Annotated in this window: 17 protein-coding genes; 15 read left to right on the top strand and 2 right to left on the bottom strand. The window is 32.0% G+C overall.

Annotated elements, in window-relative coordinates; genetic code table 11:
* Positions 1–48: a hypothetical protein gene (locus ERCIPSPA2889_RS03375; RefSeq protein WP_232037618.1), complete on the bottom strand. Its 48-nt coding sequence runs from the start codon at positions 46–48 to the stop codon at positions 1–3.
* A 1,928-nt stretch (positions 49–1,976) separates the two neighbouring features.
* On the opposite strand from ERCIPSPA2889_RS03375, the gene lolC reads away from it, so the two are divergent.
* The 9 genes from lolC to sufE all read left to right on the top strand — a co-directional run bounded on the left by lolC (position 1,977) and on the right by sufE (position 12,399).
* On the top strand, positions 1,977–3,182 hold the full coding sequence (gene lolC, locus ERCIPSPA2889_RS02645; RefSeq protein ID WP_157989296.1) for a lipoprotein-releasing ABC transporter permease subunit LolC: 1,206 nt from the start codon (positions 1,977–1,979) through the stop codon (positions 3,180–3,182).
* On the top strand, positions 3,175–3,879 hold the full coding sequence (gene lolD, locus ERCIPSPA2889_RS02640; protein WP_157989295.1) for a lipoprotein-releasing ABC transporter ATP-binding protein LolD: 705 nt from the start codon (positions 3,175–3,177) through the stop codon (positions 3,877–3,879). The genes lolC and lolD overlap by 8 nt, the downstream gene beginning before the upstream one ends.
* The gene (lolE, locus tag ERCIPSPA2889_RS02635; protein ID WP_157989294.1) at positions 3,876–5,123 is read left to right on the top strand and encodes a lipoprotein-releasing ABC transporter permease subunit LolE; all 1,248 of its coding nucleotides are present in this window, start codon (positions 3,876–3,878) and stop codon (positions 5,121–5,123) included. Before lolD ends, lolE begins: the two co-directional genes overlap by 4 nt.
* Positions 5,124–6,052: 929 nt before the next feature.
* On the top strand, positions 6,053–6,439 hold the full coding sequence (gene sufA / locus ERCIPSPA2889_RS02630) for a Fe-S cluster assembly scaffold SufA (protein ID WP_232037612.1): 387 nt from the start codon (positions 6,053–6,055) through the stop codon (positions 6,437–6,439).
* 6 nt (positions 6,440–6,445) lie between these two features.
* The gene (sufB, locus tag ERCIPSPA2889_RS02625) at positions 6,446–7,939 is read left to right on the top strand and encodes a Fe-S cluster assembly protein SufB (protein ID WP_157989293.1); all 1,494 of its coding nucleotides are present in this window, start codon (positions 6,446–6,448) and stop codon (positions 7,937–7,939) included.
* Between the two features lie 36 nt (positions 7,940–7,975).
* Positions 7,976–8,722 (top strand): Fe-S cluster assembly ATPase SufC, encoded by a 747-nt coding sequence (sufC, locus tag ERCIPSPA2889_RS02620; protein WP_157989292.1) that lies wholly within the window; start codon positions 7,976–7,978, stop codon positions 8,720–8,722.
* The gene (sufD, locus tag ERCIPSPA2889_RS02615) at positions 8,697–9,989 is read left to right on the top strand and encodes a Fe-S cluster assembly protein SufD (protein WP_157989291.1); all 1,293 of its coding nucleotides are present in this window, start codon (positions 8,697–8,699) and stop codon (positions 9,987–9,989) included. Before sufC ends, sufD begins: the two co-directional genes overlap by 26 nt.
* A 5-nt stretch (positions 9,990–9,994) precedes the next feature.
* Entirely contained in the window at positions 9,995–11,215 is a 1,221-nt protein-coding gene (gene sufS, locus ERCIPSPA2889_RS02610; RefSeq protein ID WP_157989290.1) for a cysteine desulfurase SufS, read from the top strand.
* A 761-nt stretch (positions 11,216–11,976) separates the two neighbouring features.
* A complete protein-coding gene (gene sufE / locus ERCIPSPA2889_RS02605) occupies positions 11,977–12,399 on the top strand; it encodes a cysteine desulfuration protein SufE (RefSeq protein WP_157989289.1) in 423 nt (140 codons plus the stop codon).
* A 439-nt stretch (positions 12,400–12,838) separates the two neighbouring features.
* Here sufE and glyA read toward each other — a convergent pair whose 3' ends face one another.
* Complete coding sequence (gene glyA, locus ERCIPSPA2889_RS02600) at positions 12,839–14,092, bottom strand: serine hydroxymethyltransferase (RefSeq protein WP_157989288.1); 1,254 nt, start codon at positions 14,090–14,092, stop codon at positions 12,839–12,841.
* Positions 14,093–15,978: 1,886 nt separating this feature from the next.
* Between glyA and mnmE the strand changes: the two genes are divergently transcribed.
* The 6 genes from mnmE (at position 15,979) to glmM (ending at position 24,088) form a co-directional block, all read left to right on the top strand.
* A complete protein-coding gene (mnmE, locus tag ERCIPSPA2889_RS02595) occupies positions 15,979–17,343 on the top strand; it encodes a tRNA uridine-5-carboxymethylaminomethyl(34) synthesis GTPase MnmE (RefSeq protein WP_157989287.1) in 1,365 nt (454 codons plus the stop codon).
* 428 nt (positions 17,344–17,771) lie between these two features.
* A complete protein-coding gene (gene greA / locus ERCIPSPA2889_RS02590; protein WP_157989286.1) occupies positions 17,772–18,254 on the top strand; it encodes a transcription elongation factor GreA in 483 nt (160 codons plus the stop codon).
* A gap of 835 nt (positions 18,255–19,089) precedes the next feature.
* Positions 19,090–19,719: a 23S rRNA (uridine(2552)-2'-O)-methyltransferase RlmE gene (gene rlmE / locus ERCIPSPA2889_RS02585; protein WP_157989285.1), complete on the top strand. Its 630-nt coding sequence runs from the start codon at positions 19,090–19,092 to the stop codon at positions 19,717–19,719.
* Positions 19,720–19,844: 125 nt separating this feature from the next.
* Positions 19,845–21,779, top strand: a complete 1,935-nt coding sequence (gene ftsH / locus ERCIPSPA2889_RS02580) for an ATP-dependent zinc metalloprotease FtsH (RefSeq protein WP_157989284.1) — start codon at positions 19,845–19,847, stop codon at positions 21,777–21,779.
* Between the two features lie 94 nt (positions 21,780–21,873).
* The gene (gene folP, locus ERCIPSPA2889_RS02575; protein WP_157989283.1) at positions 21,874–22,710 is read left to right on the top strand and encodes a dihydropteroate synthase; all 837 of its coding nucleotides are present in this window, start codon (positions 21,874–21,876) and stop codon (positions 22,708–22,710) included.
* A gap of 4 nt (positions 22,711–22,714) precedes the next feature.
* On the top strand, positions 22,715–24,088 hold the full coding sequence (gene glmM, locus ERCIPSPA2889_RS02570) for a phosphoglucosamine mutase (RefSeq protein WP_157989282.1): 1,374 nt from the start codon (positions 22,715–22,717) through the stop codon (positions 24,086–24,088).
* Positions 24,089–24,684 lie beyond the last annotated feature (596 nt).

The following is a 24,684-nucleotide window of genomic DNA, read 5'->3' as shown; positions in this document are numbered from 1 at the left end:
TTAAAGCTCGGCAAGGAAGCGGTATGCAACGTCAACGTCTTTACTCAGATCTTCTTTACTGAAAGATGCTACTCACACACAGAGCTGTATCTCGTTTTACTAGGATATTTATCACATATCCGTTCATTAATCGCAAGTCATTTTTCATGCAGCTAGGATTATCTCCTAAATAATGTATCTGATACGTTAAGGTACTGAGAGATACTTTTACTCTTAAACAGCAAGTAATATATTACATCATATACAGGTATTCCAGTTCTAATTGAAACTAAAATATATTAAAAATATTATGATTTAAGTACACTATTATAGCTATTTATATATGTAATACCCCTTACCAAGGGAGATCGTTTCGATACATTATGACAATAATATCACTTTTTGATAATCGTTGTATAATCTTTTACGTGTATTGTATGTTATTTGTATGTTATAATATAAAAATATTTATATTTTTAAAATTTATTTGATATGCATACTTGATATGCACTCATTAACACTCTACGAGCATGAGTAATGAATAAAAATATTTAGCAGTAATTTTACTCTAATTTTTTAGAAACCTATTTTTCAATGCCTCTGGGTCATCTAATTAAAGTAAATATACGTCAGTAAATATCATGGATAGTTATTTTTAGTCTCATATCAATTTTGGGATATCTCGATAACATCATGCTTTATAGATCACTTCTTTCTATAAATGTTATAAAGATATTGATTCTTAAATAAAATTAAACATTAAATTATTGTCTTAATTTAGACAGTTTTTTTGATAACAAAATGTGGCTAGATTAGCTAATATATATCAATAATTATAATATGTTTAAGTAAACACTATGCTGTTATTTAATGAGACAATTGATTTTATGTTATATTAAGGATCATCCTAATTATAATTAGTATATTACATTTTTATATATTTTCAAAGATTATGAAATTAGCGTTAATTTTTAATAATTACTAAGTAAAATTTTAACTTTAGTTATAATTTAATGATTATTTTTACTGTTTTTTTTATCATATATTTCTTATATTTTTCTGAACGCTTGGATTTTACTGAATATTTTTTATTAGCAGATATATTATGTAATTTTAATTAATCTGTTATTATATTAAATATAAATTTAAAGACTGTAATAAACTAAAGTTTTTGTATAATGATGGTAAATGCACGGTTGATTCTACCTCATTATATAACTTTATTTTATAACTTTACTTCTTTTTACAATAAAGCCTTTTTTTGAATTATTAATAGTGTTTAATTAAAGATACAGCGTAATTAAAGATATAGATAGCTTATTATTTAATATATATCTTATAAAACAGACAGATAGTGATTAGCTAGCAAAAATGATAAATTTATCTCTAATCTAAGAGCTAGTATTATTTTTATCACAATAAATAAGAACTTTCTAATATTATTTAATGAAGATCTACAAAAATCATACGTGAATAGGCGTCTAACTTAATTTAACAGGAGATTTATATTAGGCTCAAAAATTATTGACAAGTTTTAAATTTTTAAAATGCATAAAAATGTATATGTTATATTACTTGGATCTTACGATCTTAAACACATTAATTAAAAATATCTTATTTATTATAAGTATAGTAGCTTCATAAGTTCTTTTTAGATTATTGATTGAATATTTCAGAATGTAGATAATAATTTAATGATAGTTAAAATATGTGTTTAGTTAATTATTAAAGAACGGGTATTAGATAATTATGAAAGAGAATATTAATTATATTTAAAATGCTAATAGTATTTGAGAGAGGCTGCGCCTTAAGAATTTTTTAGATCATGCAATTTGAATGTCTTGAGCGCAGGTTATACTGACAGTAGACAATAGTATGGATTCCGTTTACTTACATCTCAGTATTTTTTATTAAAATTAAGTTATTTTATAATATAGGATAACTACTATCGCTACTAATAATTAGTACTGATTACAGTTACATTAAAGACAAATATTATGTATCAACCTGTCCTTTTATTTATTGCCGTACGTTATATGAAGGGTCGTGATTTTAAATTAAATCGTTTTGGGTGTGTGTTATCTTGGCTTTCAGTAATTGGATTAATCTTAGGTGTCATGGTTCTTGTAACTATATCATCAGTAATGAATGGATTAGAAGAGCAGCTGGAGCATAAAATTCTTGGCTTTATGCCGCAGGCGTTAGTTACCAGCAAAGCCGGTTCCATTAATCCGCAACAGATATCTTCTAGTAAATTACATGTTTCAGGTGTGCGCCGAATTGCATCTCTTACTACAGGTGAAGTAATTTTACATGGTACTCATAATATTGCTATTGGTGTAATATTAGGTGTTGACCCTAATCAAGATGACCCTTTAGTACCTTTTTTCTTAAACGTTAAGCAGAAACAACTTCAGGCTGGAAAATACAATGTAATTATTGGTGCGGCGTTAGCAAATCATTTAGGTTTAAGGTTGAACTCAAAAGTGCGCCTTCTTGTACCAAGTAGCAGCTGGTGGACACCATTAGGACGCATGCCAAGTCAAAAATTATTTAATGTAATTGGTATATTTTTGTCTAATAGTGATGCTGACAGTTACGAGATTCTTTTGAATCAGGAAGATGCGTCGCATCTCATGCGATATCAAAAGGGATATATTACTGGCTGGCGACTATGGCTGAATAATCCGCTGCAGATACATGATATGCAACAAGGAGAACTACCAAATGGTTTAGTATGGCGTGACTGGCGTGAGACAAAAGGAGCTTTGTTTCACGCAGTAAAAATAGAAAAAAATATTATGAGACTATTGTTTGGTTTGATTATTTTGATAGCTGTGTTTAATATTTTTACATCACTCTGTCTACTTATTGCAGAGAAAAAATGGGAAGTGGCTATTTTAAAAACCCAAGGCTTGAAGCGTGGGCAAATTTTAATTATATTTATTTTACAAGGGGTGATGGTTGGAGCGATTGGGTCTATAATTGGCTCTATTTTAGGGATATTTTTAGCTAAACAATTACCTGATATTATCGTACGAGCAGGTATATTTGGTCCAGGGTTGTCATTGCCCATATTGATATCTGTTGCGCAAATCACTATGATTGTTTTTTTTGCTATTATTATAGCATTTTTATCAGTTCTGTACCCATCCTATCGTGCTGCTTCTGTTAAGCCAGCTGAGGCTTTACGCTATGACTAAAAAGATTTTATTGAAATGTGAGAATTTATGTAAAAGCTATCAGGGAGATAATATAAAAACTGATGTTTTGCAAAATATTTCATTTCAAGTGCAAGAAGGTGATATGATAGCGGTAATTGGTAGTTCTGGGTCAGGAAAAAGTACCTTAATGCATTTATTAGGTGGTTTAGATTTTCCAACTTCTGGTGATGTTTTTTTGAAAGGGAGATCTTTAAATGCCATGTCATCTACAGAAAAATCTGTATTGCGCAATAGAGATCTAGGATTTATTTATCAGTTTCATCATCTTTTACCAGATTTTAGTGTCTTGGAAAATGTAAGTATGCCGCTTCTTATTGCGAAGGTTGCGACAAAAAAAGCTAAGATTAAAGCAGTCGAAATGTTAAAATTACTTGGTTTAGAGGATAAAGCTTCCTGCCGCCCTTCACGACTCTCTGGTGGGGAAAGGCAAAGAGTAGCTATTGCGCGTGCGTTAGTAAATGATCCATATATAGTATTAGCTGATGAACCTACAGGTAATCTTGATGAACGAAATACTGATCTTCTCTTAAGATTATTAACTCATATTAATCAAAAACATGGCACCACTTTTTTAGTAGTTACTCATGATTTGTATTTAGCAAAAAATTTACCGCGAAATTTTGAGATACATCATGGTCATTTATTTGAAAAAAGTGTTTTAGGCAATGGCCTATGATTAGTAGTCTTGCTTATTTTATTGGTTTTCGGTTTAGTTACGGCAAGAGTCAAGGTGGTATTTCCTCTCTTGTTGCAGTAATATCTACTTTTGGTATTGCGCTTAGTATTGCTGTGCTAATAATTAGTCTGAGTGCTATGAATGGTTTTGAACGTGAACTTAATCAACGTATTCTCTCAGTGGTGCCGCATGGTGAATTTGAACCGGTTAATCGAGACTTCACTGCGTGGGTCTCTGTATTATCAAAAATAGAAAAAGTAGCCGGTGTAGTAGCAGCGGCACCTTATATTCGATTTACCGGTTTGATTGAATGCGACAGTAAGGTATTGGCGCTACAGATAAAAGGAATTGATCCTAAATTAGAAAGCTGTATGAGTGCTCTATCGTCTTATGTGACAGAAGACACTTGGAAGAATTTTTTACCAAATAAGCATCAGATTTTAGTTGGGCAAGGTATAATTAATAGCTTAAGTTTAAAAATTGGTGATTGGATAACTATGATGATCCCAAGTTGTCATATGGAAGATCAAATATTACAGCCAAAGTACGTGCGTTTACAGTTGGCTGGGATTCTTAACCTGAATGGCGTTCTTGATCACAATCTTGCATACATTCCAATAGAAGATGCTCAAAAACTATTGTGTATCGGTAATAATATTACTGGTATTGCGATTAAAGCAAAACATCCTTTTGAGGCTGACCTACTTGTCCGTCAAGTGGGAGAAGCAATGAATTTATATGTATATTTACATAGTTGGATTGGAACTTATGGTTATATGTATCACGATATTCAGATGATTCGTACTATAATATATTTATCAATAGTACTAGTAATTGGTATTGCTTGTTTTAACATTTCTTCCACATTGATGATAGCAGTACACGATAAACGTCGTCAGATTGCTATTTTACGTACTTTGGGTGCAAATAATTCTTTAATTCGATCTATTTTTATTTGGTATGGCTTGCTATTAGGTGGTGTGTTAGGTAGTTTAGTTGGTATCGTTATTGGGAGTTTAGTAGCTCTTAAATTAACATCTATTGTTGAGATTATCGAAAAATTAACAGGTTGTCATTTTCTCTCTAGAGATGTTTATTTTATTGACTTTCTTCCTTCAGAGGTGCAGATTTCTGATGTGGTAATTATATTCGTTACATCTATCGTACTTAGCTTGTTTGCTAGTTGGTACCCAGCCAGAAAAGCTAGTCGTCTTTGCCCTGCACAAGCACTGAGTTCTCAATAGGACAGGCAGATATTTTTAATAACTGGTGTTTTCTAGTTTGCAACATAAAGAGTATATAATAAACAACTTATTAATATATGTAAATATAGTACAAAGGTTTGCATTAGGTATAAATTATTAGATTTTTTTGCTCTTTATTTTTGTTTAGATTTGTTTAGATAAAATTATTATATCATATTTTATTCGATGTTATTAAGTAATTATTTATACTATTGATTATAGTTTTTAGTAGCTAGATTTAAAAGCACATGTGCTTAGTATTTGATAGTGTATGTTTTATAAAATTAAGTTTATTCTTCATTTTTATATATAAAGAAAATAGTAAATGTCTATAATGTTAAGAATGACATATAAAATAAAAAATAGATTAGTAATAATTCAATTGAATATGTATGTTCATTTTTATGGTAAAAGTATAACACTATCTTAGTGATGATTTATTTTAGGTCATCTAAAATTTAAGTTTTTCTGTAATATGTATTTAAGGTATTTATTATTTTTTGTTTTTAAAAATCTGATTATAGAAAAATCTGAAAATTTTTTTTAAAAATATATAATCTTATTATATCTTAATTATATCTTAATTATATCTTAATTATATCTTAATTATATCTTAATTATATCTTAATTATATCTTAATTATATCTTAATTATATCTTAATTATATCTAATAATATTTTATTATAGGTAATTATGATATCCAATATATCAATATATTAGAGGTATCTTAAAGATTGTCTATAATATTACGGACAATTATTTAAGTTTTATCAATATTTGTAGTGTTGAGTTATCATTCAAAAGAAGTTAAGGAATATTTCTAGCTCATGCACGATTATTATAGATATGCTAGTAAAGTATCTAGTAAAGTTTTATAGTAGTATAGGTTATTTTAAGAAGAAATTATCACCCTGTCTGGATAATGTATTATGAGGTTGATTATGCCATCAGAAAAATTAATTACTTCACATTCAGGCGCACCTGTCTGGAAAGGATTGACGTTAACGCATAGAGCAGCAGAGCAAATTAGCTATCTTTCATTAAAAGAGCCGAATATTAAGGGGGTTCAGTTAAATGTAAAAACTTCTGGATGCGCTGGATTAAGTTATACCATGAATTTAGTAACAGAGATATCTAAGGATGCCCTAATGTTTAGCTGTAATGGTGCATGTGTATTTGTCCCATTGAAGGCTATGCCATATATTGATGGTACAGAAGTAGACTATGTACATATAGGTTTGAATCAGGTGTTTAAATTTAATAATCCTTTAGCTAACCAAGCCTGCGGCTGTGGTGAGAGTTTTAGTGTTGAGTAAAGTCTAATGCTGCATGATAATAATAGATTTAATAATGATCAGAATATAGCGGATGCTTATTCAAAATATACAGAGGGTTTTTCTACTCAGCTTAAAACTGAAAAGTTTGCAGATGGTATCAATGAAGAAATTGTTCGTGCAATTTCATCCAAACGTAACGAACCTGAATGGATGCTAGCATTTCGTCTCAAAGCATACGCAGCCTGGTTGACTATGGAAGAACCTCACTGGCTTAAAGCTCATTATCAAGCATTGAATTATCAAGATTACTGTTATTACTCTGTGCCGTCTTGTCAAGGTTGTAGTGAGACTTATACTCCATCAGAAGATAGTATAGACTCCACAGGTAGACAAGCGACTAATTATCTTACGCAGGAAGTTGAAGATACTTTTAAGAAACTTGGAATACCTGTGAGAGAAGAGGGTGAGGTAGCGGTTGATGCGATTTTTGATTCAATATCTGTAGCTACCACTTACCGTGATAAGTTAAAAAAAGAAGGTATTATATTTTGTTCTTTTAGTGAAGCAATTCATAATTATCCTGATTTAGTTCAGAAGTATCTTGGTAGCGTAGTTCCTGCCAACGATAATTTTTTTGCTGCTTTAAATGCCGCTGTAGCTTCTGATGGAACTTTTATTTATGTTTCAAAGGGTGTCCATTGTCCAATGGAGCTCTCAACTTATTTTCGAATTAATGCAGAAAAAACTGGTCAGTTTGAGCGAACGCTCCTTATTGCTGATACAGGGAGTTCTGTTAGTTACCTGGAAGGTTGCTCTGCGCCTATACGTGAGACTCAACAACTGCATGCAGCCGTAGTGGAAGTTATCTTACACCAAAGCGCTACGGTTAAATATTCAACAGTACAAAATTGGTTTTCTGGTAGAGATACTTCAGGTGGAATTCTAAATTTTGTCACAAAACGTGCTCTATGTGTTGGAACAAGAAGTAAAATGTCTTGGACTCAGTTAGAAACTGGTTCGGCTATTACTTGGAAATATCCAAGTGTTATTCTGCGTGGTGATAATTCTATTGGTGAGTTTTTTTCTGTAGCATTAACCAGTGGAACTCAACAAGCTGATACAGGTACTAAAATGATTCATATTGGCAAAAACACAAGTTCAACTATTATTTCTAAGGGTATTGCTGCTGGTAACAGTCAAAATACTTATCGTGGCTTAGTGAAGGTTATGCCAAGCGCTATGTATGCACGAAATTATACGCAATGTGATTCAATGCTAATTGGCTCCCAATGTGGCGCGCATACCTTTCCCTATATTGAAGTAAAAAACAATACTGCTAATTTGGAGCATGAGGCAACAACATCGCGTATCAGTGAAGATCAGTTATTTTATTGTTTACAACGCGGAATTAATGAGGATGATGCGATTTCAATGATCGTGAATGGTTTTTGTAAAGATGTTTTTTCGGAACTTCCTTTAGAATTTGCAGTTGAAGCGCAGAAATTGCTTGCTATTAGTCTTTCACATAGTGTGGGTTAGTATTGTATATTACAAACATAGCTCATAAGGACTTGTATGTTAAGAATTCAAGATTTACATGTTAGTGTTGGTGATCACAAAATCCTTAACGGTTTAAATCTTAAGGTAAAACCAGGTGAAGTGCATGCCATTATGGGTCCTAATGGTTCAGGAAAAAGCACCCTCGCTGCTACCTTAGCGGGGCATAAAGATTATGAAGTAGACCAAGGTAGTGTGACATTAAAAGGTAAGAATTTGTTAGAGTTAGGTCCAGAGGAGCGCGCAGGGGAAGGGATTTTTGTGGCTTTTCAGTATCCAGTGGAGATTCCTGGAGTAAATAACAATCTGTTTTTACGAACAGCAGTTAATTCTATACGTAAATATCGTCAGCAGGATGCCCTCGATAGATTTGATCTTCAAGATATGATTAAAGAAAAAATGAGCTTATTAGAAATTTCTGAGGAGCTTATGACTCGTTCTATGAATGTTGGATTTTCTGGAGGGGAAAAAAAACGTAATGATATATTACAGATGTCCCTTTTAGAGCCGGTTTTATGTATTTTAGATGAAACTGATTCTGGACTGGATATTGATGCGTTAAGAATTATTTCTCATGGTGTTAATAGTCTCCGTAATAATAAACGCTCGTTTATTATTATTACGCATTATCAGCGTATATTAGATTATATAAAACCATCTTTTGTGCATGTGTTATCTCATGGACGGATTGTAAAATCAGGAGGTTTTTGGTTGGTACAGAAACTGGAGGAAAACGGCTATGCCTGGCTTGTTGACCAAGAATGATGATATATTACGAAAATGGAAAAATTTGTTAGAAACACGAGATAATATTGATAGTTTGCAGGCGCGTAAACATTGGAATGAGGCATTACGGTTGGGTTTTCCTGAGAAGACGCAAGAAGATTGGAGATGTATACCATTAGATTGGTTACTAAATCAGAAGTTTGTTTTGCCAAATCCTGTTATTTTAAGTTTAAATATTGTTATAGAATATGCTCTTCCGATTGATGCATTACGATTGGTTTTTGTAGATGGACGTTTTTCATCTGAATTAAGTGATGCTGAGCATGATCCTTTTACTATTCATATAATTCCTAGTGCATCTCAAAAGGAGGCGTTTAAGACTCCTATTTATCCTGAATTTTTTTTGCATTTGACAGAAAGTCTTGTTGATCAAGTTACGTTTATTCACCTTGCTTCTGGTAAAAAAGCAATGCGTCCATTGTATCTATTACATGTTACTACTGGTAGTGGTTATAGTCATTGTAGTGCTTCTAATAAATTATATACTTCAGGATATCGTTGTCATCTACAACAAGATTCTTCTAGTGAGGTCGTAGTTATTGAGCACTTTATTACTGTAAATAGCTCATCTTACTTGAATATGGCACGATTTACTGCAAATATTGGTAATAATTCTAAGTTTAAGCATTATTATTTTTCTTTTGAAGATTCTAGTGGTTATCACTTTTCTCATAACGATTTAAACGTAGGGTCTAATACCCACGCAGAAAGTCATAATTTTTTATTAGGATCCAGGTTAACACGTCATCAGACTAGTGTTAAACTTTATGGAGATAGCTCCAGGTTGATATTAAATAGTTTAATGATACCGATCGGTACAGAAGTATTTGAAAATCGAACTTGGTTAGAGCATACCAATGCTTCTTGTAATAGCCAGCAGTTACATAAAAATATTATATACGACTGCGGAAAAGCGGTATTTAATGGCACACTTAAAGTATCCTTACATGCACCAAAAACTTGCGCACAGATGAGTAATAACAACTTGCTGTTAGGTTCTACAGGGGAAGTTTATACGCGACCTCAGTTGGAAATTTATAATGATGATGTTCAATGTGGGCATGGAGCAACAATTTCATGTATTAACGAAGAGCAGATTTTTTATTTAGGGACGCGTGGAATCAAAAAATCTATTGCACAGCGCATGATTATAGATGCATTTTGTTCTGAAGTTACAGAGTTCTTATCTAATTCTCTACTTAAAGAAGCTGTGCAAAAACGCATTACTGATCGTATTGGAGGATAGGTGTAGTGAGTTTTGATATTACTAGTATTCGTTTAGAATTTCCATTATTAGCCGAAGAAGTAAATGGATATCCATTGGCTTATTTAGATAGTGCAGCTACTGCGCAAAAACCACAATTTGTTCTTAATGCTGAATCTTATTTCTATCAGCATGAACATGCAGCGGTGCATCGTGGAATTCATACCTTAAGTTCTAATGCTACCACTAGGATGGAGAACATTCGTACACAAGTTGCCAATTTCTTACACGCGGCGAGCGCAGAAGAGATAGTATTTGTTAAAGGGGCAACAGAAGCAATTAATTTAGTAGCACATAGCTGGGGGGGTAGTCAATTAAAGCCTGGTGATAATATCATTATCACAGAAATGGAACATCACGCGAATATTGTGCCTTGGCAGATGCTTGTGAAGCGTATCAATGCTGAATTACGTTATATTCCTTTGACATGTTCTGGGACATTAGATGTAAGGTATTTATCATCCTTAATAGATTCTCGTACGCGCTTATTAGCATTAACTCATGTTTCTAATGTATTGGGTACTATAAATTCGGTAAAAAAAATTATTTCTCAGGCTAAAGCATCTGGGATAGTAACATTAATCGATGGCGCTCAAGCAATCATGCATGATACGGTAGATGTTCAGGATTTAGATTGTGATTTTTATGTTTTTTCTGGTCATAAAATTTACGGACCTTCCGGTATTGGTATTTTATATGGTCGTAAAAAAATTTTAGAATTAATGCCACCATGGGAGGGTGGAGGATCAATGATTTCTACTGTTAGTCTTAGTAAGGGGACGACATATACTACAGCTCCTTGGGTGTTTGAAGCAGGCTCACCAAACATTGGGTCAATCATTGGCTTGGGAGCTGCGTTACAATGGGTAAGTGAGCTAGGGATGGATAGTATTTTTCAGCATGAAAAGAAATTAATGAATTATGCGTTAAATAAATTATTAGATGTGCCAGATATAATCATTTATAGCCCATCTCAAGCTATCGGAGTGCTAGCTTTTAATTTGGGATCTTATCATGCGTTTGATGTAGGTAGTTTTTTAGATCAATATGGCATAGCTATTCGTACTGGCCACCATTGTGCTATGCCGTTAATGAAGCATTATGGTGTTTCGTCGATGTGTCGTGCTTCTCTGGTTCTCTATAATACTGAAGATGAAGTAGATCGCCTGGTATCTGGTTTAATTCGTATTCATCATTTATTAAGTTAAATTATTTTTTAATTTATATATTAGAAGATACTATAAAAAAAGTATGTTTTTATTATAGTTATTAAATTATATATAAAATTTAAAATAAAGTATTAAATATATTATGTAGACCTTTTTTAAAAATATATTAAGCGATATATTATTGTCATAATTACTGTTTAATGTTTCTTGATGATGCCGATTATCTATTGTAATGTTAATAATCGATGTAAATTTTTAAGAAAACTAAATAATCTATATAATATGTATTTACTTATTATATAGATTTAATTAGTAGTTTTTTATTTATTTTAAAAATATCATTACGATAGGAGGTATTGTATAGAGTCAGCGCTTATGCTAGATGTATTCTGCAATTATATGAAAAATAAATATATTAAATTAGTAATAGATGTGATTTATTTTTCTATCATATATTACTCAATAGATCTATAAAATATATTATAGCACAGTATACAGTAACGAGTGCTTTTGTTTGACGTATACGATATGAAAATGAATCAGTTGATTTCGATATGCTTAAGTAGTCTGGTGATTGAAAGTTTTTTTTAAAATAGGATCTCCTTCAATTGATGTGATAATAAAAATCACTTATTTTGTAATTTATTTTTGATTATTTCTTTACTATAATTTGTTTATATGATTTTTGTTGAGATTAAGATGGTCATTAGTATCATGTCTATGATGCATATTAGAGGCTATATGTACTAAAATATTATCTATATAGAAAATTACTAATATAACTACTCAAGCGAGGAAGCATGTCTGTTTTTTTGGATAGAGATATACTAGTTTATAATTTTCATCGTTGCATTAACCAGGAAGAAAAATATTTATATATTATTGAGTTAGGCTCCGCTCTTCCGATACCATCTAAAACTTTATATCATCCAAAAAATATTGTTCCTGGTTGCCAAAGTCAAGTATGGATTACAGTCAATACTGATAAAGAAGGTTTAGTAATTTTAGATGGAGATAGTGATTCAGCACTTGTTAAGGGGTTATTGGCCATTATTTTTTGTTGCTATCAACGCATGACACCACAAGATATTATATATTTTAACGTACGATCGTGGTTATTAAACCTTAATCTTATACAACAATTAACACCATCTCGTTCGAATGGTCTTGGAGCTATGATTTGTGTTATTCATAAACAATCACAATGCTTTATAAATCATTAAAAATTCAATGTATTATTTATTCTTTTTTATATGCATACTACAAATATAATGATTTGTTTCGTCCAACTAAGTATGTTTATTATCTATAGTATAACGGATAGACTTATAGTACATAATCAATATTATTTTTTTTAATTTTTATAAATATAAAGCAAAGTATCATGTTTATGATAAAGGAGTATACATCAAATAATTACTATTTCTAGAGAATTCTATAAGATATCAATCTTATTGAATCTTATAAAAACATTAATTAAAGTATTAGAATGCTAATATATATTTATTTTAAAGTAATCTGTTCAGATATAAAGAGCAATACTTATAGTTTTCCATATTAATTAAGAAGAGTTATACATTTATTTTATCATTCAAGATACAGATATACTGTAAAAAATATAAAATTTTACTGAAGCTAACAATCGTCGCGTTATATAATTATTTATTCATAAACAGGAAATTTGGAACATAGGTCTATTACTTGTTTTTTTACGTTCCAACGAATTTCTTGATTGTTTATGTTTTCAAGAATATCACTAATCCAGTTTGCTACTAAGCACACGTCATCTTCTTTCAAGCCACGACGTGTTACAGCTGCGGATCCAATACGGATCCCAGATGTAATAAATGGGTTTTGAGGATCATTAGGAATGCTATTTTTATTAATAGTAATATTCGCATGACCCAAAGTATTTTCTGCTATTTGTCCAGTAAGGTTGTTATTTATTAAATTTAAAAGAAAAAGGTGATTATGCGTACCACCAGAAACTACATTATACCCTCGATTTAAAAAGACTGATACCATTGCTTTGGAGTTTTTAGTTACATTTTTTTGATAGATTTTAAATTCAGGTTCCATTGCTTCCTTAAAGGCTACAGCTTTGCCCGCAATAACATGCAGCAATGGCCCTCCTTGTCCGCCAGGAAAGACAGCAGCATTGATTTTTTTATAGAATTCATTATTTCCACCTGATGCTAATATAATACCCCCACGAGGACCAGCTAGTGTTTTATGGGTGGTTGAAGTTACAATATGTGCATAAGGTAATGGATTTGGATAAAGATTAGCAGCAATTAATCCAGCAACATGGGCCATGTCAATAAAAAGATATGCACCAACACGGTCAGCAATTTCACGCATGATCTTCCAATCACATAAGCCAGAATAGGCAGAAAAGCCACCAATAATCATTTTTGGTTGATATTTTTTAGCAAGTTCGTTTATTTGGTTGTAATTGATTTGACCGGTATTATCAGTTCCATATGAAATTATATTGTAGAGTTTACCTGAAAGATTTACTGGGGACCCATGGCTAAGGTGCCCCCCATGAGTTAAGTGCATGCTTAGGACAGTATCACCATAATTTAATAATGCAGAGTAAACAGCAAAATTTGCTTGTGAACCTGAATGGGGTTGTACATTAGCATAATCAGCTCCAAATAGTTTTTTAGCGCGATCAATAGCTAGTTGCTCAATAATATCTATGTACTGGCATCCACCATAATAGCGTTTTCCAGGGTATCCTTCAGCATATTTATTTGTTAAGTGAGATCCTTGTGCTTCCATGACACGCGGGCTAGTGTAATTTTCGGAAGCAATCAACTCAATATGTTCTTCTTGGCGTTGTTTTTCCTTGCTCATGGCGTGCCATAAAGTAGGATCATAATTAGCAATATTCATTGTTTGCTCAAACATTTGATCTCCATAATTTTAGGTATCTAAAATAAATAAGATATAACCGTATAATTTATACAAAATACTTATTTTTGTCTTGTATAGCAGTAAAGCAGAGCAGCATGAAAAGTAAATTACTATATGTTTATTTATTACATCAATCTAGGGCTCGGTCATTACTCGATAGAATCGATAGGATCCTTTATATATTATATATAATATTATATATTAGTTTGTATATGATAATAATGATAGGTTATTTGAGTATTCTGGGTAGTTCTGGATAGTGTTTCCTAACAAGACATATATTTTACTACAAATATACTTATTGCAACTGAGTATAGTACGTTACTTTTGATGACTCTTTATGAGAAATAAGACTGTATAGCGTAACACGTAAAACACTATACATAGTAACATAAATTAGAATATGCAAGAGTTGACAAAAAAATTCAATTAATAGCGATTACCAATCACTCACTTATTCAATTGACTCATATTTATTTTTTTAGATACTATTATTTATATTTATATATAAAATTGGTTTTTGATCGACGATATAATTAAGTTATTTTCTTTTTAATCATTCCATAGTTTTTTAAGTCATTTGTAGGATAGAAATAACCTTTCCTGCATATTAACAATGTTGTTAATAATTGCGTAACATTTTACAAAGTGTAATTTTATACCTATTAGTTTTTTATCGTTCGTTATGATATTTTAATTATTTTTATAAGGTTTTTTAGAAACAATCTCTAATTATATTGTTATCAATGTTAGATTGACCTGATTAGATTAGATTAGAATAAAAATAGATTTATTGTCTTGCTTCTATGTTAGTTAGCTCAATTACATAAGAAAATATATTATTTATAATTTTTTGAATTTTTTTTAGCATAAGAGATTGATCTTTATTGATAAGATGACCTTATCAGTCAGAATTAATTAATATCAACAACAGCATGTGATTACTATTAAGATGCAGACTAAATTTAAACATAATAATGTAATAAAAAACATTAGAAAGTATTTTTATTCAAGGTGCGTAATGATTTTTTAATAGTTTAAGAAAAACCATATAGTAAAATGTTATTAATATAGATACTAACATTTATATATTATAATTTTTTTTATAAAAAAATCAGAAAAATCTGAAGATTATTTTTTACAAAAAGATATCTAAAAAATATATTGATATTTAAGAAAATATTTTTATGATGTTAATTTAGTATGATGTATCGAATGTTTTTTAGTAAAAGATAAAATAACATAATTAAACGTTAAATATAAATCCATGATATTTTAGATGGTCATTTTTCATTGAAAACAGTAGATGTTTTTCTAAGATATTCTTTAGCATAGTTTTATTCTATATGTAGCATAATGTTGATTAGAGATAGCCATTTAAGGTCATTGAGATACATTAGTAAATTTACTATAGCATGGATCACGAAAACTAGAAAACTAATATAATATACATTATATGCTCAAGAATACAGTATTAGCATAATTTGTATAATCTTTTTATAAATGAAATTACTTGTATTATGCGTACCTTTGAGTAGATAAAGTACAGTATTGTACTGATACTTGATTTTCTACTCAAGGTCTCTACTGGTAGCGCCTCTATGATAAAATTAAACAGCATATTATATATGTATTTTTGAAAGATGATACAGTGACTAAATATAAACATATTATGTGAGAATCATCATGTTTCTGTGAGCATGCTCTATATGAAATATTATTTTGTGTATAGTATAATAATGAATAGGGTACTTAATGTAGTGATTGTTTTGAGGTTAATAAGATATTTTTTTACTAAAGGCTTGATTAGTTTATCACTAAAGTAATGATTTTATTTGCCATAAGATATTTTAGTATATCTGATTAGCGAGTATTTTTATATGAAGCATAGTAATACTATTGTCGCTGAGGCGACACCATCAGGGCGTGGTAGCGTTGGTATTTTGCGAATTTCTGGTGATCAGTCTGCTAGTGTTGCCTGGAAATTGTTAAAAAAGTTACCTAAAGCGCGTCATGCTGAATACCTTATATTTTACGATCAAGATGATCGTGTTCTCGATAAGGGAATCGCATTATGGTTTCCCGCGCCATATTCTTTTACTGGTGAGGACGTCTTAGAACTACAGGGTCATGGTGGTCCTATAACTTTAGATCTTCTTCTGAAGAATATTCTGTTAGTACCAGGATTACGAATTGCTAATCCTGGTGAATTTTCAGAACGTGCATTTTTAAATAATAAGTTAGACCTAATACAAGCAGAGGCAATTTCTGACTTAATTAGTGCTGATTCAGAGCAAGCAGCTCGTTCAGCTGCCTGTTCATTACAAGGGGTATTTTCTGAGTATATTAAGGATCTTTCAGATATACTTACTTGTCTTCGAGTAGAAGTAGAAACAAGGATTAATTTTCCAGATGAAGAAATTAACCCTATCATAGATAGTAAGATAGAATCTCAATTATACCAGTTAATTTCTCAGTTAGATTGTGTTTATAAAGAAGCTCATCTTGGAAATTTACTGCGTGAAGGGAGAAAGGTAGTTATTGCTGGTCAACCTAACGCCGGAAAATCTAGTTTACTCAATAGATTGTCTGGACGACAATCTGCTATCGTTACTGATATTGAGGGTACCACACGTGACACATTGCATGAATATATTTATATTGACGGCATGCCATTTCATATTGTTGATACTGCAGGACTTCGTGATACTAAAGATAAAATAGAGCGTATTGGGATTGAGCGTGCATGGCATGAAATTAAGAAAGCTGATCACATACTGTTTGTAGTAGATGGAACCACTACAAATTCTATAGATCTTTTTGCAATTTGGCCAGATCTTAGTATTCAGTTAGATCGAGTTCCACCGTTTACTATCATACGCAATAAAGCAGATATCACGGGTGAATCACAAGAAGTAGTACAAATTCATGGAGGCTCATTAATCTGCTTATCAGCGCGTACCGGGGTAGGGATTAAAAATTTACTTAATCATTTAAAGGTTAGCATGATCGGGTCTGAAGCTATAGAAGGTAGGTTTTTTGCGCGTCGTCGCCATATACAGGCTCTTGAGTTAGCCTCGATACATCTTCAAGATTGTCAGAATCACTTGCGAGCAAAATTAGTTGGAGAGCTTCTGGCAGAAGATTTGCGTTTAGCGCATAAAGCGTTAGGTGAGATCACTGGTGAGTTCAGTTCTAGCGATTTGTTAGGATCTATTTTTTCTACTTTTTGTATAGGAAAGTAGGACTGATAATAAATATTTTACCACTGATTCAGTGTACTTTATAAAAAAGTACATATATACATATCATGTAGGAGATGCCATTAAGTCATAGGTCAAGTAGAAAAGTAGTTTTATAATAATTTTTGTAAATTACTAATCTACGTAAATAATATAATATTAAATAGAATAACAATCTTATTTGTTTTTTTTATAAAAACACTCTAATAAATACTATTGTGGTCAGAACGTGCAATAATAGTGTTACTATGGGTTATTATAATTAAATATTAAAAAAGTAAAAACAACAACATGAACATTTTAAAAAATAAAAAACATGTATTTTTGCGAAAAATGACGCTCAGATGTTTATAGAATACTTTTTTGTATGCTAGCATAAAGCATGTCAAAATTATCTATTTAGGCTTGGTCCTGTGTTGCGAGGTATATTAATGAATCAGATTCCAATGACATCAAGGGGTGCGAATAAACTACGAAAAGAGCTGGAAGAACTTAAAACCATTAAAAGACCTGTTATGATCTCTGCTATTGCTTCTGCGCGTGAACATGGGGATCTGAAAGAAAATGCAGAGTACCATGCAGCTCGTGAAGAGCAAAGTTTTTGTGAAGGTCGAATTCAGGAGTTAGAATCTAAATTATCACATGCTAATATAATTGATGTAGTTAAAATGTCTGGAAATGCTCATGGTCGAGTTATTTTTGGATCCACTGTTACTGTTTTTCATAGAGAGATTCATAAAGAATTTACATATTGTATTGTGGGTGATGATGAAGCCGATTTTAAAAATAACTTAATATCTATCAATTCTCCCATGGCTCGTGGTTTAATAGGAAAAATTGCAGGTGATGTGACAGTGATATGTACTCCTGGTGGTAATGTTGAGTATGACATTATAAAAGTAGAGTACATCTGATAGTTTTTGTTGATGTACTCCGGTTGTGCTTGATAAAATTATAGATAGTACTAGTGTGCATTCTAATACTTATAGATGTTCATTATTATTTTATTCCTTAAGTATATTATTAGTACAATAAATACTTATTTATTGTTAGAGCTATGTATACTAAGGTATCTAAATATTTTTTCGAGTACACTTATCGCGTATTGCGCTATTTGCAATAATCATTTTTTTAATAACAAATATTTTGGATATATTTTTCTCAATTAGACTAATCTTAAGATAAGTAATAATTTTTAATTATATAAATATACCAGATTAGTAGTATAATAGTTTGAGTGTAGAATCGCTTGATATTGTGATGGCAAGGGGCTTTAGTATTTTATATTAAGTAATCTTTATAAACTATAAATTAGGCTGAATGTATAGAGAGTGTTTATTTGTAGATATTAGGTTAGGTAGTGTGTCATTAATTTTTTATATGAAAGCAGAGTTATTGAAAGTTATCACCTTATGATAAAAGATTACAACATATCAGAGTATTCAGGAAGTAGATGGTGATATCAAGAACCTGTTTTTATTGGTGATGAGTGGTTTAGTATTTGTCATATGTTTTTAAGTGTTGATTGCTTATATGTTATTGAGACCAGAAATAGAGTGAGTACTTAAAAAGGGAGATAATCTAAAGCTTTAAAAATTTTAAGATAATGTGACTATATATGCTAGTTATAGATATGATATATGTTATATCACGAGTCATTAATATATCTGTGTGATTTCATCGTATTCATAGTATTGACCATGATTTATTATATTTCAGTTCTTTCATTATGCGGCAACCGAAAAAGACATGACTAGTAAAAAACGATCTTCTAGTTCTAAAAGATGGTTGAAGGAACATTTCACTGATCAATATGTTTGTCAAGCGCAAAAACAAGGATTGCGTTCTCGATCTTGGTTTAAACTAGATTCTATACAGAGAAGTGATAAATTGTTCAAAGATGGGATGACTGTCATTGATTTAGGAGCAGCACCTGGAGGTTGGTCACAGTATGTTTCTATGAAAATTGGCCCTACTAGTCATATTATTGCGTGTGATATCTTGAGTATGCGTCCTATTTCTGGTGTGGAGTTTCTTCAGGGGGATTTTCGAAAACCATCGGTTATAATGGATATACTGCGGTGTGTAGGGCATCATAAAGTTCACATAGTAATGTCTGATATGGCTCCACAGATGACTGGTCATCCGCTAGTTGATATTGCAAGATCAATGCATTTATGTGAACTTGCGTTAGAGATGTGTAAAAAAGTATTAGATCGTGGCGGGTGTTTTTTAGTAAAGGTTTTTCATGGAGAGGGATTCGAAGAGTATCTCAAAGAAATTCGCAGTCAATTTAAGCAAGTGAGAATTCGTAAACCGGAATCTTCGCGCGTCCGTTCACGTGAAGTGTACATTGTAGCTACAGGTCGAAAACTATAACCAGAATAGATGGAATGCCTATTAGTACTTCGGTCATTTCAAGTATAAAGGATTCATAGTTGGTAGTTAGAGCCTAACGCTATTTATTAATACCATTGTAATATGAGGTTAAGCACTTGAGTGATATGGCAAAAAACTTAATTCTCTGGCTAGTTATTGCAGTTGTTCTAATGTCTGTCTTTCAGAGCTTTGGACCCAGTGAGTCAAATGGCCGTAGGGTTGATTATTCAACCTTTTTGTCGGAAGTTAATCAGGATCAAGTTCGTGAAGCGCGTATCAATGGGCGTGAGATTAATGTTATCAAAAGAAACAATCATCGATATATTACTTATATCCCCATCAATGACCCAAAGCTGCTTGATAATTTATTAAGTAAAAATGTGAAGGTAGTCGGGGAACCACTAGAAGAGCACAGCTTTCTAGGATCGATTTTTATTTCATGGTTTCCCATGCTTTTACTCGTTGGTATTTGGGTTTTTTTTATGCGTCAAGTCCAGGTTGGCGGCGGCAAAGGTGCGATGTCTTTTGGAAAGAGCAAGGCACGTATGTTAATTGAAGATCAAATAAAAACTACTTTTGCTGATATTGCTGGTTGCGACGAAGCAAAAGAAGAAGTTAGCGAACTGGTAGATTATCTGCGTGAACCGAGTCGATTTCAAAAACTTGGTGGTAAAATTCCCAAAGGCTTGCTAATGGTCGGTCCTCCAGGTACTGGTAAAACATTGCTAGCAAAAGCAATTGCCGGTGAAGCTAAAGTTCCATTTTTTACAATCTCTGGATCTGATTTTGTAGAAATGTTTGTTGGTGTAGGTGCTTCTCGTGTTCGTGACATGTTCGAACAGGCTAAGAAATCTTCACCTTGTATTATATTTATCGATGAGATTGATGCAGTAGGTCGTCAAAGAGGTGCTGGCTTAGGTGGCGGTCACGATGAGCGTGAGCAGACACTTAATCAGATGCTCGTGGAAATGGATGGTTTTGAGGGTAATGAAGGTATTATTGTAATTGCAGCAACTAATCGTCCTGATGTACTGGACCCCGCTTTACTTCGCCCTGGTCGTTTTGATCGACAAGTTGTTGTTGGATTACCCGATGTACGGGGTCGTGAGCAGATTCTGAAAGTGCATATGCGTTGTGTTCCCTTATCAGATGATATTAACATGGCTATTATTGCGAGAGGTACGCCTGGTTTTTCTGGTGCAGATTTAGCGAATTTAGTAAATGAAGCAGCTCTTTTTGCTGCGCGTAGCGATAAGCATGTTGTTTCTATGATTGAATTTGAAAAAGCTAAAGATAAAATTATGATGGGCGTAGAACGGCGATCAATGGTTATGACAGACAACCAAAAAGAGTCTACCGCATATCATGAAGCGGGTCATGCAATTATTGGTCGTTTAGTCCCAGAGCATGATCCAGTACATAAAGTAACTATTATTCCTCGTGGCCGCGCGTTAGGTGTAACTTTTTTCTTGCCCGAGGGTGATGTGATTAGCGTTAGTCGACAAAAGCTAGAAAGTCAGATATCAACTTTATATGGTGGTCGTCTAGCAGAAGAAATTATTTATGGCATGAAGTATGTTTCTACTGGTGCTTCTAATGATATAAAGATGGCTACATCTATTGCTAGAAATATGGTAACGCAGTGGGGATTTTCAGAAAAACTTGGTCCTCTATTGTACGTAGAAGAGGAGGGTGAGATTTTTCTGGGTCGTTCTGTTGCAAAAACTAAACATATGTCTGATGAAACGTCACGTATTATTGATCAGGAAGTTAAATCTCTAATTGAAATTAACTATCAGCGCGCACGTACACTGCTATATAAAAATATAGATATATTGCATGCAATGAAAGATGCATTAATGAAATATGAAACTATTGATGCACTACAAATTGATGATTTAATGTCACGACGTACGGTACGGCCTCCGGCAGGCTGGGAGGATGCTAGTGACATAGATAATTCTAAGAACAATAAAACACCAAAAGCTGCATCTGTAGTTGATCAGACTAATATATCAGATTTAGATAATACTATATTAGAACAATTTAGTGAGAAATAATACATTATATTGTTATTTTAACTGTTTAACTTTTATCTATACTTGAATATACCATGATTATATTTATCTTAATTACGAGGAGGTGCGCTTTATAATGAAGTTATACGCCAGAGATGCCGTGCTTGATTTGTCGCATCCCCATGTTATGGGCGTATTAAACGTCACTCCCGATTCTTTTTTTGATGGTGGTACATATTATAATCTTGATCAGGCGTGTGCGCATGTGGAGGAGATGATTAATGCTGGTGCCACAATTATTGATATTGGAGGCGAATCAACTCGTCCTGGTGCTTTATCAGTGAGCGTGGATCAAGAGCTCGCACGTGTAATACCAATTATTGAATCACTTGTAAAATGTTTTGATATTTGGATTTCAGTAGACACATCTAAACCAGAAGTGATGAAGGAAGCTGCTCGCGCTGGCGTTCATATGATTAATGATATTTATTCTTTGCAATTGCCTGGCGCGTTATGTACAGCAGAAGAATTAGATCTACCAATCTGTCTTATGCATATGCAAGGTCAGCCATATAATATGCAGTATTTACCTTATTATGATGATGTACTATGTGATATAAAAAACTTTTTTATAAAACACATTTCTCGTTGCGAGAAACAGGGCATTAAAAGATCACAGTTATTATTAGATCCTGGTTTTGGCTTTGGTAAAAGTATTATACATAATTATAAATTGTTAGCGTATTTATCGGATTTTCATCAGTTTCATTTACCATTATTAGTAGGTTTGTCTCGTAAAAGTATGATTAGCCAGATTTTGCATACAAATTCGACACAATGTTTAATTGGTAGTCTTACTGGCGCTATCATTGCAACTATACAGGGTGCTCATATTCTACGCGTGCATGATGTTAGAGAAACCGTAGAGGCGCTACGGATTGTTTCTGCGGTGCGTTCTGCTAGGGATCAATAATATAATGAGAATATGTAAATATTTTGGTACAGATGGTATTCGCGGTAAAGCAGGCAATTTACTTATAACTCCAGATTTTTTTTTAAAGTTAGGTTTTTCTGTAGGTAAGGTGTTGTCTCAATCTGGATCTAGAAAAATTATTATTGGTAAAGATACACGTATATCTGGTGATATGTTAGAATTATCTTTAGCAGCAGGTCTTTCAGCGGCAGGTTTATCTTCATCCTTTACTGGGCCGATGCCAACACCAGCTATTGCATATTTTACGCGTATTTTTCGTGCTGCAGCAGGGGTTGTTATCTCTGCCTCTCATAATCCTTTTTATGATAATGGAATTAAATTTTTTTCAACTAATGGGGGTAAGTTCTCGGATAAAGAAGAAAATGCGATTGAATATGAAATGGAAAAATCATTGATTTGTGTAGAGTCAGATGTATTAGGACGTTCCGGTTATATTCTTGACGCAGCTTGTCAATATATTGAATTTTGTAAAAGAACTTTTCCCAGTCAGCTTACTCTTGATAGATTAAAGATTGTAGTCGATTGTGCGCATGGCGCAACATTTCATATTGCACCTAATGTTTTAGAGGAACTTGGGGCAACTATAATTTCTATCGGTGTAGAACCTAATGGTATAAATATTAATAAACATTGTGGTTCAACTGATCTTTGTTTATTACAAAAACGTGTAGTGGCAGAGCATGCCGATGTTGGAATCGCCTATGATGGAGACGGTGATCGCGTTATTATGGTTGATCACATGGGATGTGCAGTAGATGGTGATCAAATTTTATATTTAATTGCTCGAGAACAGTTACGGAAGAACTTGCTCATAGGTGGAGTTGTTGGTACCCTTATGAGTAATCAGGGGCTAGAGTTAGCTCTTAAAGAGTTACGCATTCCATTTTTTCGCACAAAAGTTGGTGATCGACATGTGTTAGAAATGTTGAATATAAAGGGTTGGCGGATAGGAGGAGAAAATTCTGGTCATATTATTTTGTTAGATCAGACAACAACAGGCGATGGAATTATAGCTGGTTTGCAAGTACTAGCTATTATGTTATATTCTAGTAAAAGTTTGCATGATTTGTGTAGAGATATTACTTTATTTCCACAAAAATTAGTAAATATTCCGTTTATTGGTCATCAAAATCTATTAGATAATGTTCACATTAAATTAGTAACAGCTAAAGCTAAAGCAGAATTACAAGAAAAAGGACGTATTATTTTGCGTGTATCTGGTACCGAGCCATTAATACGTATTATGGTTGAGGGTGAAGACGAGGTTCAGGTAGGTTTGGTTTCTAATTATATTGCTCATGAAGTGCAAGAGGTTATAAGAAGCATAAAAACTTATAGTGATGTATGTGAATTTTAGTAATAAGAGTAGATTGTATATTTTTATTAAGTTAATATTACATGAAGATATAATGTATACTAGAGAGTTTTTTTAGAGAACCAAAGGTTGTTTATTACTTAGAATTTCATTTTGTAAAAATTGTAAATATAATAGAAATTTTTACTTACATTATATAGAATATATATTGCGTTTTTTAAAAAAGTATATGATTATAATCATAAGTTTATTTTATAATTAAAGATATTGTATAGAATTCTCTTAGTAATTATGTTAATAGGTGCTCTATAATATGTGTTTAGAAATTTTTTAATTATATTTTTATATAAAGATAATATTCATATCATACTTATTAATATGTTTAAAATATAATACAATTTTTTATGTAATTATTTCTTAGTGTAGTTAATATATATAATATTAGTGGATTTTTTAATGTTTATTAATTCTTATTAAAGATTAATGTTATATTCAGTATTTAAGAGTGCTATGTGATATTTTTGAGTAATTTTTATTATTATTGAGTAAATAGTACAGGTAAAAATTTTATATAATAATATTTATAAAATTTGGTGTTTTTATGGTTTAGCTGTCAGTTGTTATGAGCTGTAGAAATG

The organism is Candidatus Erwinia haradaeae (genome assembly GCF_900698985.1).
GTDB lineage: Bacteria > Pseudomonadota > Gammaproteobacteria > Enterobacterales > Enterobacteriaceae > Erwinia_E > Erwinia_E haradaeae_B.
The sequence above is the reverse complement of the archived record's forward strand: the minus strand, read 5'-3'. Positions and strand labels throughout refer to the sequence as shown.

Bases quoted from the DNA above. Each gene is read 5' to 3' on its own strand.
- mnmE (WP_157989287.1), top strand. From the start codon at position 15,979: ATGAAGCATAGTAATACTATTGTCGCTGAGGCGACACCATCAGGGCGT.
- sufB (WP_157989293.1), top strand. From the start codon at position 6,446: ATGCTGCATGATAATAATAGATTTAATAATGATCAGAATATAGCGGAT.
- sufD (WP_157989291.1), top strand. From the start codon at position 8,697: ATGCCTGGCTTGTTGACCAAGAATGATGATATATTACGAAAATGGAAA.
- sufA (WP_232037612.1), top strand. From the start codon at position 6,053: ATGAGGTTGATTATGCCATCAGAAAAATTAATTACTTCACATTCAGGC.
- sufC (WP_157989292.1), top strand. From the start codon at position 7,976: ATGTTAAGAATTCAAGATTTACATGTTAGTGTTGGTGATCACAAAATC.
- glyA (WP_157989288.1), bottom strand. From the start codon at position 14,092: ATGTTTGAGCAAACAATGAATATTGCTAATTATGATCCTACTTTATGG.
- lolC (WP_157989296.1), top strand. From the start codon at position 1,977: ATGTATCAACCTGTCCTTTTATTTATTGCCGTACGTTATATGAAGGGT.
- rlmE (WP_157989285.1), top strand. From the start codon at position 19,090: ATGACTAGTAAAAAACGATCTTCTAGTTCTAAAAGATGGTTGAAGGAA.
- glmM (WP_157989282.1), top strand. From the start codon at position 22,715: ATGAGAATATGTAAATATTTTGGTACAGATGGTATTCGCGGTAAAGCA.
- greA (WP_157989286.1), top strand. From the start codon at position 17,772: ATGAATCAGATTCCAATGACATCAAGGGGTGCGAATAAACTACGAAAA.
- lolD (WP_157989295.1), top strand. From the start codon at position 3,175: ATGACTAAAAAGATTTTATTGAAATGTGAGAATTTATGTAAAAGCTAT.
- ftsH (WP_157989284.1), top strand. From the start codon at position 19,845: ATGGCAAAAAACTTAATTCTCTGGCTAGTTATTGCAGTTGTTCTAATG.
- folP (WP_157989283.1), top strand. From the start codon at position 21,874: ATGAAGTTATACGCCAGAGATGCCGTGCTTGATTTGTCGCATCCCCAT.
- lolE (WP_157989294.1), top strand. From the start codon at position 3,876: ATGATTAGTAGTCTTGCTTATTTTATTGGTTTTCGGTTTAGTTACGGC.
- sufE (WP_157989289.1), top strand. From the start codon at position 11,977: ATGTCTGTTTTTTTGGATAGAGATATACTAGTTTATAATTTTCATCGT.